10 protein-coding genes, 1 tRNA gene and 1 pseudogene are annotated in these 12529 nt (G+C 40.7%); 8 read left to right on the top strand and 4 right to left on the bottom strand.

Annotation, left to right across the window (positions count from 1 at the left end):
- Positions 1–108: pseudogene (locus MWU78_RS02570) on the top strand (transposase); the annotation flags it as partial.
- On the top strand, positions 109–495 hold the full coding sequence (locus tag MWU78_RS02565; RefSeq protein ID WP_348647050.1) for a transposase: 387 nt from the start codon (positions 109–111) through the stop codon (positions 493–495).
- Positions 496–632: 137 nt separating this feature from the next.
- Here MWU78_RS02565 and MWU78_RS02560 read toward each other — a convergent pair.
- The 4 genes from MWU78_RS02560 to dnaE form a co-directional block, all read right to left on the bottom strand.
- Positions 633–706 (bottom strand) — tRNA-Asp (locus tag MWU78_RS02560).
- A gap of 74 nt (positions 707–780) precedes the next feature.
- The gene (locus MWU78_RS02555) at positions 781–1710 is read right to left on the bottom strand and encodes a DUF58 domain-containing protein (protein ID WP_246994660.1); all 930 of its coding nucleotides are present in this window, start codon (positions 1708–1710) and stop codon (positions 781–783) included.
- Positions 1711–1905: 195 nt separating this feature from the next.
- Positions 1906–2223, bottom strand: a complete 318-nt coding sequence (gene trxA / locus MWU78_RS02550; RefSeq protein WP_031442126.1) for a thioredoxin — start codon at positions 2221–2223, stop codon at positions 1906–1908.
- A gap of 152 nt (positions 2224–2375) precedes the next feature.
- Positions 2376–6812, bottom strand: a complete 4437-nt coding sequence (gene dnaE, locus MWU78_RS02545) for a DNA polymerase III subunit alpha (RefSeq protein WP_246994658.1) — start codon at positions 6810–6812, stop codon at positions 2376–2378.
- Positions 6813–7035: 223 nt separating this feature from the next.
- Between dnaE and MWU78_RS02540 the strand changes: the two genes are divergently transcribed.
- The 6 genes from MWU78_RS02540 to MWU78_RS02515 all read left to right on the top strand — a co-directional run bounded on the left by MWU78_RS02540 (position 7036) and on the right by MWU78_RS02515 (position 12510).
- A complete protein-coding gene (locus MWU78_RS02540; protein ID WP_246994656.1) occupies positions 7036–7605 on the top strand; it encodes a 30S ribosomal protein S16 in 570 nt (189 codons plus the stop codon).
- A 13-nt stretch (positions 7606–7618) separates the two neighbouring features.
- Complete coding sequence (rimM, locus tag MWU78_RS02535; RefSeq protein ID WP_246994653.1) at positions 7619–8146, top strand: ribosome maturation factor RimM; 528 nt, start codon at positions 7619–7621, stop codon at positions 8144–8146.
- A 215-nt stretch (positions 8147–8361) separates the two neighbouring features.
- Entirely contained in the window at positions 8362–8949 is a 588-nt protein-coding gene (locus MWU78_RS02530; protein WP_246994651.1) for an SET domain-containing protein, read from the top strand.
- A gap of 113 nt (positions 8950–9062) precedes the next feature.
- On the top strand, positions 9063–10490 hold the full coding sequence (locus MWU78_RS02525) for a sulfatase (RefSeq protein WP_246994649.1): 1428 nt from the start codon (positions 9063–9065) through the stop codon (positions 10488–10490).
- 53 nt (positions 10491–10543) lie between these two features.
- Positions 10544–11257 carry a methyltransferase gene (locus MWU78_RS02520; protein WP_246994647.1) on the top strand — a complete coding sequence of 238 codons (714 nt, stop codon included), beginning with the start codon at positions 10544–10546 and terminating at the stop codon, positions 11255–11257.
- A gap of 74 nt (positions 11258–11331) precedes the next feature.
- Positions 11332–12510, top strand: a complete 1179-nt coding sequence (locus MWU78_RS02515) for an acyl-CoA dehydrogenase family protein (protein WP_246994644.1) — start codon at positions 11332–11334, stop codon at positions 12508–12510.
- Positions 12511–12529 lie beyond the last annotated feature (19 nt).

The following is a 12529-nucleotide window of genomic DNA, read 5'->3' as shown; positions in this document are numbered from 1 at the left end:
GCTTCGGCAGAATCCTTCAATGCGAAAATAAAGGCATTTAGGGCACAGTTCAGGGGCGTTAGAAATACAGAATTCTTCCTATTTAGATTAACTCAACTATATGCGTAAATATTCAAATACCCAGAAATTGTACTTGATCCAAACCAATCCGAAAGAAGTAAAATATTGTTCTCGCAATATCCGGATATAAAGCTCGCCTTCGACCTGGTACAGGGGCTCAGGAACATATTCAATACGGCAACCTCTATACAAACGGCATATACCAAGCTGGCACATTGGTACAAGGACGTGGAAAACACAGGCTTCAGGGCCTTCAATACCATTGCCAACACAATATCCCTCAACTATAGGTCTATCCTCAATTATTTTATAAACAGGAGCACCAATGCTTCGGCAGAATCCTTCAATGCGAAAATAAAGGCATTTAGGGCACAGTTCAGGGGCGTTAGAAATACAGAATTCTTCCTATTTAGATTAACTCAACTATATGCGTAAATATTCAAATACCCAGAAATTGTACTTGATCCGTTCAAATTATATTAAAGTTTTGTTAAAAGTAAAAGTGAGCGTAAAGTGAGCGTAATCGAAAAACAAAAAGGCCTTCAATTTCTTGAAGGCCTTTGTTTACTAAGCGGTCCGGACGGGACTCGAACCCGCGACCCCCTGCGTGACAGGCAGGTATTCTAACCAACTGAACTACCGAACCGTGGCGTTTAGCGAGTGCAAATATACACTCCTTATTTAATTGCACAAACAATTTTCGAAAAATAATGAATGTTTTTATCTAAATTTTTGTCGTTCCACTAGAAAGGTGTTCATTATCAGGGAGAAACTATCCTTTACATCTACCTCCACATATTTAATTTTGTACTGGGCACATTTTAATCGCAGTTCATCAAAGTACGACTTCACTGCCTTTTTATAAGCGTCTCTAACAGAATCTGCATAAAGATCAATATGGCTACCGGTTTCAACATCCAAATAACGCTTTGGGGTATTTTCAAAATCAAAGGAGAATTCTGTTTCCTTATCCAATACATGAAAAAGAATAACTTCGTGCTTATTATATTTTAGATGCTGCAAGGCATCAAACAATTTCCCATCATCCTCTGATGCTTGGAACATATCCGTAAAAAGTACTATTAAACTTCTTCTTTTAATTTTTTCGGCAATCTGATGTAAATATGTATACGTCTCGGTCTGCTTTGCCGGTTTTGAATCCATACTTAACTCACTTAATTTGGCCAACAGCATTTGATGATGCCGCTCACTACTCTTTTCAGATGAATAGAAACTATATTGGTCAGAATATACACTCAATCCCACGGCGTCTCGTTGCTTCTTAAGAATATTCATCAATGCGGCGGTAGCCAGAACCCCAAAACCTATTTTATTTAGGTTTTCCAGGCTTAGCGCGCCTACTTCAGGATAATACATGGAAGACGAAGTGTCCAAGATTATGTGACAGCGTAAATTGGTCTCCTCTTCGTAACGTTTGGTGTACAACTTATCGGTCTTGGCAAACAACTTCCAATCTATATGTTTGGTACTTTCCCCATTATTATAAATCTTATGTTCTGCAAATTCTGCAGAAAAACCATGAAAGGGACTTTTATGAATGCCACTGATAAATCCTTCCACCACCTGATTGGCCAATAATTCCAAGTTTTGGAACAAACTTGCCTTATGTAATTCCGATTGTAGCTCCATAGCGCTAAGATAATGAAGATATGCCCTGGTTGAAAATAGAAATGCCAAAAATGGAAATCCATATTAAGTAAGCTACAATCAACCTGTATTTTTATAGGTTTCGAACATATACTTCATTGAAAATTGGGCATAAAAAAATCCTGCAATGAGCAGGATTTTTTTATCATCTATATTCCCTGTTCGGGATTTTGTGAACTATAGCAATGCATCTATGGCATCGGTATAAACCTTTTTAGGGGAAACACCAACCTGTCTGTTCACTATTTCGCCATTCTTAAATACCAATACCGTAGGAATATTTCTTACGCCGTATTTAGCTGCAAATTCTTGGTTGGCATCTACATCCACCTTACCAACAACGGCTTTGCCATCGTATTCGGTACTAACCTCATCGATGATAGGACCTACCATTCTACAAGGACCACACCATGCTGCCCAAAAATCCACTACTACTGGTTTATCACTTTTTAAAACTACCTCATCAAAAGTAGCATCTGTTATTTCTAATGCCATGTTTGTTTTTTTTTAAATATTATACAAATTTAGACAATTAATTTGCCTTTTCCTTACTAACATTATATTCGTTTTGACTATGACTAAATCAATAAAACCTATTCTTTTTCCATACATGTGGTTCCCAACCTAAACAATAGCCTATTGTACACTTAATTCAACTTGTAATGTACGTCTTTTTCATTAAGCTGTAAGAGCAGTTCGCTTGATATTTGTATTTTTTGTTTTCTACAGGTCATGTTTACTTTTATCTGTTCCTCCATCTCATATACCACAAAACTTAAGGGGTGGTTGCCCTGATGGGAAACCAAGGTATCCTTAAGATCTAAAATACTTTCCTCCTTCAACTGGGATATATCCAACTTAATGGTAAGTTTTTTGGCAAAGGTTTCCATTACATCCTGCAACATCATGATCATATTAAACTGCATCCTGGGATCACCCTTTTTACCAGTATCCCTATTCACCCATCCTTCGCGAACAAAAAGTTTAACATAGGCAAAAGAATTGATCATCAGGAAATGACGGAATTTCAAATATTCTTCCCCAAACATTCTAAATTCAAATGTATCCGTATAATCTTCCATGGTGAACATGGCCCATCCTTTTCCATTTTTGGAAACCCGGTGCTGCACATCGGTAATTACCCCTGCAAAGGAAACTTCCCTGTTTACTATGGCTTCCAAATCATTTAAATTGGAAAGACTGGCATTACAGAAGGCCTTTATTTCCGAATTAAAATCGTCCAATGGGTGCCCGGAAATATAAATCCCGACCACTTCCTTTTCGCGACGCAGTTTCTCCATTGTCCCCCATTCCTCGCATGGCGGCACAACGGGCTCAGGTATCTGCACATCACTTGCCTCTCCAAATAAACTTACTTGGGAGGAATTTTCATTCTCTTGAAATTTGGCCCCATATTTCATGGCTTTTTCCAAGAAGGTAATTCCGTCCCCTTCATCATAAAAATATTGAGCCCTATGGGTCTCCCCAAAAGAATCAAATCCACCGGCAACCGCTAAATTTTCAAAAGCTTTTTTATTGGCAGCCCTCAGATCTATACGCTTGGAAAGATCAAAAACAGATTTAAAAGGCCCTCCTTCCTTTCTATTCTCTACAATGGTTTCAACTGCTCCGCGACCGACCCCTTTTACAGCTCCCATACCAAAACGTACTGCTCCGGCATCGTTGACCGCAAATTTATAGTAGGATTCATTTACATCTGGTCCCAAAACATCCAACCCCATTCTTTTACACTCTTCCATAAAGAAGGTAACCTGCTTTATGTCGTTCATGTTGTTGGACAAAACCGCCGCCATGTATTCTGCAGGGTAATGTGCTTTACAATACGCCGTTTGGTAAGCTATCCAAGCATAGCAGGTGGAGTGACTTTTATTAAATGCATAAGCGGCAAAAGCCTCCCAATCCTTCCAAATTTTCTCTAATTTATCTACATCATGTCCTTTTTCCGAAGCCTGTTTTATAAACTGGGGTTTCATCTTATCCAGGACATACTTTTGCTTTTTACCCATCGCCTTACGCAAAACATCGGCCTCACCTTTGGTGAAATCTGCCAATTTCTGTGAAAGGAGCATCACCTGCTCCTGATACACGGTAATTCCGTAAGTTTCCGCTAAATACTCCTCACAGGCATCCAGGTCATATATAATTTCTTCCGTACCGTGTTTACGGGCAATGAAACTGGGTATATATTCCATTGGACCGGGACGATACAAGGCGTTCATGGCAATTAAATCGGCAAAAACGGTGGGTTTTAGTGCCCGCATATGTTTTTGCATCCCGGGCGATTCATACTGGAACACCCCTACGGTTTCCCCTCGCTGAAACAGCTCGTATGTTTTTTCATCGTCCAACGGAAAATTCTCAGGATCTAATTCTACGCCGTGCTTGGCTTTTACTATTTTAACGGTATCCTTTATCAGGGTCAACGTTTTTAACCCCAAGAAATCCATTTTTAGCAAGCCTGCACTCTCCACCACCGAGTTATCAAACTGGGTGCAATACATCTCGGAATCTTTTGCCAAGGCCACTGGCACGAACTTGGTAATATCATCCGGCGTAATGATTACCCCACATGCATGTATACCAGTGTTACGAACAGATCCCTCCAAAATATAAGCCTGGTTCAAGGTTTCGGACTCCAAGCCATCCCCTTCGGAAATAGCCAGCAACTCGTTGATCTTTATAAGCTCTTCACTATTGAATTTTGCCTTTAAGGTTTTTTCATCGATCCCAATAATCTTTTTCAGCTTGGACATATTGGGAATTAGCTTGGCCATACGATCGGCATCCCCCAAAGGCAGATCCAAGGCTCGAGCGGTATCCCGAATGGACGATTTCGCCGCCATTGTGCCATAGGTGATGATCTGGGCCACCTGATTGGCCCCGTATTTATTGATCACATAATCCATTACACGACCACGGCCTTCATCATCAAAATCGATATCGATATCGGGCATGGACACACGATCTGGATTTAGGAAACGCTCAAAAAGTAGGTCGTACTTAATAGGATCCAAATTGGTTATCCATAAACAATAAGCCACGGCAGATCCCGCTGCAGATCCACGGCCAGGACCAACGGACACATCCATACTACGGGCTGCCCTAATAAAATCCTCTACAATTAAGAAATAGCCCGGATATCCGGTTTTCTCAATTACCTTGAGCTCAAAATCGAGTCGCTCATCAATTTCGGGTGTAATTTCACCATACCTCTTTTTCGCTCCCTCATAGGTTATATGTCGCAGATATTTGTTTTCCCCACGCTTACCTCCATCAAGTTTATCTTCTTCGAACCTAAACTCCTCTGGAATATCAAAAGCAGGCAACAACACATCACGGGCAAGGGTAAACGTCTCAACCTTACCTATAACTTCCTGAATATTGGTTATCGCATCTGGAATATCCTTAAAAAGCTCCTTCATTTCATCTGAGGACTTAAAGTAATATTCCTGATTGGGCAACCCATATCGGTAACCACGACCCCGACCTATGGGGGTGGCTTGTTTTTCTCCATCTTTTACACAGAGTAGAATATCATGTGCATGTGCATTCTGCTTTTCCTGGTAATAGGTATTGTTGGTCGCAACTAATTTTACATTATGCTTTTGGGCAAACTGAATCAATACTTGGTTTACACGGTCTTCATCTTCCTGACCGTGACGCATAATTTCCATATACAGGTCATCGCCAAAAGTTTCCTTCCACCAAAGCAAGGCTTCCTCCGCCTGATTTTCCCCAACATTCAATACCTTACTGGGCACTTCCCCGTAAAGGTTACCGGTTAGTACAATTATATCTTCTTTGTATTGCTCAATTACCTTTTTATCAATTCGCGGAACATAATACTTGCCATCCACAAAGGCAATGGACGACATTTTGGCCAAATTTAAATACCCATTTTTGTTTTTGGCCAGCATTACTATTTGATACCCGTTATCCTTTTGGGATTTATTGGTGTGATCTTCACAAACTTGAAATTCGCAACCAATAATAGGCGTAATCTCCAGCTCTGGCTCCGGTAATTCTTCCAAGGGTTCCTGCCCCTCTTCCAAAGTCCCGTTCTTTGTAGCTTCATAACGCTTTACATTTTCTTCGTTTCTGGCTACTACTCCTTTATTATGGTTTATAACGCCACTAACGAAATGAAAGGCCCCCATCATATTCGCATGATCAGTCATTGCCACAGCAGGCATTTTAGCCTTTGCGGTCGCCGAAATCAATGCAGGAATACTAATTGTGGACTGTAAAATGGAAAACTGTGTGTGATTGTGGAGGTGGGCAAAATTTGCCGTTGCCAAAGTCGCTAAATTCTCCTTGATCTCCTCTTTGGAAATCCCACCTGTATCCTTCTCCCAAAGGGCATCGGCTATTTTCTTAGATGCCTTCTTAAGGTTGATATGTTTTAAACCTATCAGCTGGATCTCTTGAGGATTGGCTTCGGAGAAATTTTTAAAATAATCCGGCTTAACATCCAATTGTTCTGCCGTGAATTCCTTTTTACGTACCAGTTCCAGGAAACAACGGGTAGTTGCCTCCACATCTGCCGTAGCATTATGTGCCTCCCCAAAAGGCTCCCCGAACAGATATTGATGCAGTTCCGTTAAGGTTGGCAATTTAAACTTACCGCCACGCCCTCCTGGAATCTGACATAATTGTGCAGTATGTTCGGTACATGTGTCCAATATGGGCAACTCCTGTAACGAATTTTCAACTTGGTACCGATGAAATTCGGCCCCCATAATATTAAGGTCGAATCCCACATTCTGACCCACTACAAATTTTGTTTTCGAAAGTGCCGCATTGAATTTTTCCAATACGTCTCCAATAGGAATACCCTTTTGTTGGGCCAATTCTGTTGAAATACCGTGAATTTGTTCAGCATCATACGGAATATTAAATCCGTCCGGCTGAACCAAATAATCTTGACTTTCAACCAAATTACCCATGTCGTCATGCAATTGCCAAGCTATTTGGATACATCGCGGCCAATTGTCGGTATCCGTATATGGTGCATCCCAGCGTTTAGGCAGTCCAGTGGTTTCAGTGTCAAAAATCAGGTACATATGAAGATTCCTCAGCGGTTAAAAAGTGGGTTAAAATTACAAAAATGGAGGCCACGATAATAGCGTGAGTTGTTAAGAGTTATCAACCCCTGCCATAACTACTATATTTACAAAATATTTATTGCCCAATAATAGAAATAGCGTATATTTGCACCCGCTTAAACTTATAAAAGCGAAAAAGAATTAATAACCAAGGGTCGGGCACCCTACAAATTAATGTGATATGCCAGTTAGAATTAGATTACAAAGACACGGTAAAAAAGGAAAACCATTTTATTGGGTAGTAGCTGCGGATTCCCGTGCTAAAAGAGACGGTAAATATTTAGAGAAATTAGGTATTTACAACCCAAACACAAACCCTGCAACTATAGAATTGGATGTTGATGGTTCTGTAAAATGGTTACAGAATGGTGCACAACCTTCTGAAACTGCAAAGAGAATTTTATCTTACAAAGGAGTACTTTTAAAGCATCACTTATTAGGTGGTTTGCGCAAAGGTGCCTTGACCGAAGAGCAAGTTGAAGAAAAATTCAACGCCTGGTTGGAGGAAAAATCAAATATTGTTGGCTCTAAGGTAGATGGTTTGGCAAAAGCCGAGGCTGACGCCAAAGCAAAAGCTTTAAAAGCTGAAAAAGAGGTTAACGAAAAACGTATGGCCGCTGCTGCAGAAGCAGAAGCCCCAGCTGCTGAAGAAGTAATTGAAGAAGCTGCTCCTATAGTTGCTGAAGCGGCTGAAGCAGAGGATACTGCTGCATCAACTGAAGCTCCTGAAGAGACTAAAGAAAAAGAATAGCTAATTACAGACGATGACAAAGGAAGAATGTTTCTACCTCGGTAAAATCGTTTCTAAACATAGCTTTAAGGGTGAAGTACTCATTAAATTGGATACGGATGAACCCGAATTGTACGAAAAAATGGAATCAGTATTCGTTTCTCTTGGAAACAATCTGGTTCCTTTTTTTATTGAAAAAAGTCAACTTCACAAATCTAGTTTATTACGCGTACGGTTTGAAGAGGTTGCAGATGAATCGGACGCAGATAAGGTAATGGGCTCCGAGATTTATCTACCTCTAAAGTTTTTGCCCAAATTAAAAGGCAATAAATTCTATTACCATGAAGTAATTGGTTTTGCCATGGAAGACAAGGTTCATGGAAACATAGGAACCATCCAAAGCATTAACGACACTACCTCCCAAGCCCTATTTGAGGTGGAAAAAGACGACAAACAATTACTTATACCCGTCAGGGATGAGATTATTGTTAAGGTTGATCGTGAAAACAATACCATTTTTGTTGACACCCCGGAAGGATTGGTCGATCTTTATTTATCTTAAACCACTCCCTTTTTATTTTTTAAATAGCTGAGAAACGCAATGTAATTTTGATTATCTTTCTTTATTGCATTCCTATTTAATTAGGCCTAATCCTAAAACATCTTGCCCACTATAACTAATGGCAATATGTATTGGCAACAGTCAACTATTAAAAGTATTGCAAAACCAAAAAGAGGAAACTATTCAGTATTAATGAGTTTATTTTATTGTTTAAAATGATTCATCCAAAAACAGAATTACAATTCATCAACAAAGAGGTTGGCTATGGCGTGGTAGCCACCGAATTTATTCCGGCCGGAACTATAACCTGGGTGCTGGATAAGTTGGACCGCGAATTTACTCAGACCGAACTCGAATCCTTGGAACCCCTCTACCAATCCATATTGGATACTTATACCTTTAGGGACAACAAGGGGCGGTTTATCCTTTGTTGGGACAATGCCAGGTATGTAAACCACAGTTTCAATTCCAATTGCCTAACCACGGCCTACGATTTTGAGGTTGCAATTCGCGACATTCACGTTGGCGAACAACTAACGGACGATTATGGGTACCTGAACATTCCACAACCTTTTAGGGGAATAGATGAAGGTACCAAACGAAAAGTTGTGTATCCGGACGACCTTTTAAAATATTACAAAGTGTGGGACAAAAAGCTTGAGTTCGTATTTCCGAAAATTCCAAAATTGGACCAACCTCTAAAATCCCTGTTTTCAAATGATCAATGGAAATTGATCACCTCCATTTCCGAAGGAAAAAAAATGATGGATTCCATTAAAAACAATTATTACAACGGGGACTAGCAGGAACTACGGCCTCCCCTAGCTGTGCTTTATTAAATATTTGGTTTTGGCACTTTCAGCTATTGGAGCATAACGATTCAAAATATTATTTTAGCTTTATCAAAACCAAAATAATGTTCAAGAATCTAACCGTAGTATTGCTTGCCCTAGTTTTATTTTCCTGTGCCGAAAAGCAAAAAGAAACGAAACCAGAGGTTCCACCGAATATAATTTTAATTTTCACCGATGATCAAGGGTATCAGGATGTAGGTACTTTTGGTTCTCCCAATATTGAAACTCCCCATTTGGACCAAATGGCAAAAGAGGGGGTAAAACTCACCAGCTTTTACTCCGCACAACCCATTTGTTCTGCTTCCAGGGCCGGTATATTGACCGGTTGTTATCCTAACCGTATTGGCATACACAATGCCTTGGGCCCTGGTAGCCCCACAGGAATAAATTCAGCCGAGATTACTTTGGCGGAAATGCTAAAAGGCATTGGATATAAGACCGCAATTTATGGAAAATGGCATTTGGGCGATAGTCCAAAGTTTTTGCCAACAAAACACGGTTTTGATGAATTTTTCGGTATCCCCTACTCCAACGATATGTGGCCTTACCACCCGCAGCAGGGCACCGTATTCAATTTTGGGCCCCTTCCTCTATATGAAAACGAAACTGTATTGGATACTCTTACCGAGCAGTCCCAACTTACTACCCAAATAACGGAAAGGAGTGTAGATTTTATCAACAGAAATAAAAGCAATCCTTTCTTCCTATATGTTCCGCATCCACAGCCACATGTACCTCTTTTTGTCTCCGAAAAATTCAAAGGAAAGTCTAAAAGGGGACTGTACGGCGATGTAATTATGGAAATCGACTGGTCCGTAGGAGAAATATTGGCCGCACTAAAAGAGAATGGACTGGAAGATAATACTGTAGTGATCTTTACTTCGGACAATGGACCTTGGCTATCCTATGGCAATCATGCCGGAAGTGCACTGCCATTTAGGGAGGGCAAAGGCACTGCGTGGGAAGGTGCCCAACGCGAGCCCTTTATCATGCGCTACCCCAACAAGCTTGCCCCTGGAAAAACAATGGACGTGCCGGTAATGGCCATAGATATTCTTCCCACCATTGCAGAAATTACCGGTGCAAGACTTCCAAATTTAACCATCGACGGCAAAAGCGCCTGGCCCCTTTTAATAGGCGAAAGCGCGGAAAGTCCGCAAGAAGCTTATTTCTTTTACTATAGGATAAACGAACTTATGGGTGTGCGTTATGGAAAATGGAAAATGTACTTTCCGCATACATATAGGACTATGGATGGCCAAACACCAGGCAAGGATGGACTTCCCGGGGAATATAAAATGATTGAAATGGAAGAGATAGAACTTTACGATGTTACAACAGACATAAGTGAAACCAACGATGTAGCCAAGGATTACCCGGAAGTTGTAGATAAAATTAAGGTCCTAGCCAATGATATGAGACACGAATTAGGCGATTCCTTGCTGGATTTGGAAGGCACAAAAAACAGGGAAGCAGGAAAAGTAGACTAAATAGCACTCTAATCCACAAGTATACTTGAAATCCAAAAAAACATAAAATTTTTATGAGCAAACCCTTCCTATTTAAACAGTTCCAAATTCACCAGGATCGCTGTGCCATGAAAATTGGCACCGATGGAGTTTTGTTGGGGGCTTGGACTTCCTTAGAGCAACAACCCCTGTCTATTTTGGATATAGGTGCCGGAACCGGAATTATTGCCTTAATGTTGGCCCAAAGAAGCAAGGCAGATACCATTGATGCTATGGAAATCAATGAAGACGCCTATGAGCAGTGCATGGAAAATTTTGAAAGCTCCGACTGGGCCGATCGTTTATTCTGTTACCACGCCTCGTTGGATGAGTTTGTTGATGAATTGGATGACAAATACGATCTTATTGTTTCCAATCCACCATTCTACTCAGAAATGGTATCCAGTGGAGATGAATCCCGGGATATGGCAAGGCAGAGTCAATCCATGCCTTTTGAGGAACTTCTAGGCGGAGTTGCCCAATTAATGTCCCTCAATGGAACCTTTTCAACCATTATCCCTTACAAGGAAGAGAAGGAATTTTTGGATTTGGCCCGTAATTTTAATCTTTACCCAAAACGGATAACTAGGGTGAAAGGAAATCCGGAATCGGAAATAAAACGCAGCTTAATTGAATTCCAGTTTGGTGATATAGCAGGTTCTACAAGCGATCTAACCATAGAATTGGAGCGACACAAGTACACCAAGGAATACGTTGATTTGACCAAGGACTTTTATTTAAAAATGTAACAACTATAGTTTCTGATGTTATATTTTTATAACAAATCCTTTTATTGTTTATTTTTGATATTAAAATTCATTGTATGCGACCCGACTTATTTGAAGCACCTGATTATTACAATTTAGACGACCTTTTATCCGAAGAACATAAATTGGTCCGCGATGCAGCCAGGCAGTGGGTAAAGCGCGATATATCCCCCATCATAGAAGAATATGCCCAAAAAGCAGAATTCCCTAAACAAATTATTAATGGTTTATCGGAAATTGGTGCTTTTGGACCCTATATCCCTGAAGAATATGGAGGGGCCGGATTGGACCAAATAAGTTACGGGCTCATTATGCAGGAAATAGAACGCGGCGATAGCGGCGTGCGCTCCACTGCCTCTGTACAATCTTCTTTAGTAATGTATCCTATTTTCACCTACGGCAACGAAGAACAACGAAAAAAATACTTGCCTAAACTTGCCTCAGGGGAATTTATGGGATGTTTTGGATTAACCGAACCAAATCATGGATCCAATCCAAGTGGCATGGAAACCCGATTTAAGGATAAGGGAGACCATTTCCTTCTAAATGGGGCCAAACTATGGATATCCAATTCTCCATTTGCGGACATCGCCGTAGTGTGGGCAAAAAATGAGGAAGGCCGTATTCATGGGTTAATTGTAGAGCGGGGTATGGAAGGTTTTACTACCCCCGAGACCCATAATAAATGGTCCTTACGTGCCTCTGCGACCGGAGAATTAATTTTTGATAATGTTAAAGTTCCCAAAGAAAATCTGTTGGCCGGAAAAAGTGGACTCGGTGCACCTTTGGGTTGCTTGGATTCCGCCCGTTATGGGATTGCATGGGGTGCTATTGGTGCAGCAATGGATTGTTATGACACCGCTTTGAGGTATGCCAAAGAACGCATACAATTTGGCAAACCTATTGCCGCCACTCAACTCCAACAAAAAAAATTGGCCGAAATGATTACTGAAATCACCAAAGCACAATTGTTGGCCTTCCGCTTGGGTCAATTAAAAAATGAAGGACGGGCGACTACTGCCCAAATTTCAATGGCCAAACGCAATAATGTGGACATGGCCATAAAGATTGCCCGCGAAGCTAGACAGGTTTTGGGAGGTATGGGTATTACGGGTGAATATAGCATAATGCGCCATATGATGAATCTTGAAAGCGTTATTACCTATGAGGGAACACACGATATTCACCTATTGATTACCGGTGCAGACATTACAGGCATACCTGCTTTTCAGTAAACGCCCTGAATATCCTTAC

Source organism: Arenibacter sp. F26102, assembly GCF_023015865.1.
In the GTDB taxonomy this organism is placed as follows: Bacteria; Bacteroidota; Bacteroidia; order Flavobacteriales; family Flavobacteriaceae; genus Arenibacter.
The sequence above is the reverse complement of the archived record's forward strand: the minus strand, read 5'-3'. Positions and strand labels throughout refer to the sequence as shown.

Coding starts and splice junctions, on each gene's coding strand:
- MWU78_RS02555 (WP_246994660.1), bottom strand. CDS start 1,710: ATGGAGCTACAATCGGAATTACATAAGGCAAGTTTGTTCCAAAACTTG.
- trxA (WP_031442126.1), bottom strand. CDS start 2,223: ATGGCATTAGAAATAACAGATGCTACTTTTGATGAGGTAGTTTTAAAA.
- dnaE (WP_246994658.1), bottom strand. CDS start 6,812: ATGTACCTGATTTTTGACACTGAAACCACTGGACTGCCTAAACGCTGG.
- MWU78_RS02540 (WP_246994656.1), top strand. CDS start 7,036: ATGCCAGTTAGAATTAGATTACAAAGACACGGTAAAAAAGGAAAACCA.
- rimM (WP_246994653.1), top strand. CDS start 7,619: ATGACAAAGGAAGAATGTTTCTACCTCGGTAAAATCGTTTCTAAACAT.
- MWU78_RS02530 (WP_246994651.1), top strand. CDS start 8,362: ATGATTCATCCAAAAACAGAATTACAATTCATCAACAAAGAGGTTGGC.
- MWU78_RS02525 (WP_246994649.1), top strand. CDS start 9,063: ATGTTCAAGAATCTAACCGTAGTATTGCTTGCCCTAGTTTTATTTTCC.
- MWU78_RS02520 (WP_246994647.1), top strand. CDS start 10,544: ATGAGCAAACCCTTCCTATTTAAACAGTTCCAAATTCACCAGGATCGC.
- MWU78_RS02515 (WP_246994644.1), top strand. CDS start 11,332: ATGCGACCCGACTTATTTGAAGCACCTGATTATTACAATTTAGACGAC.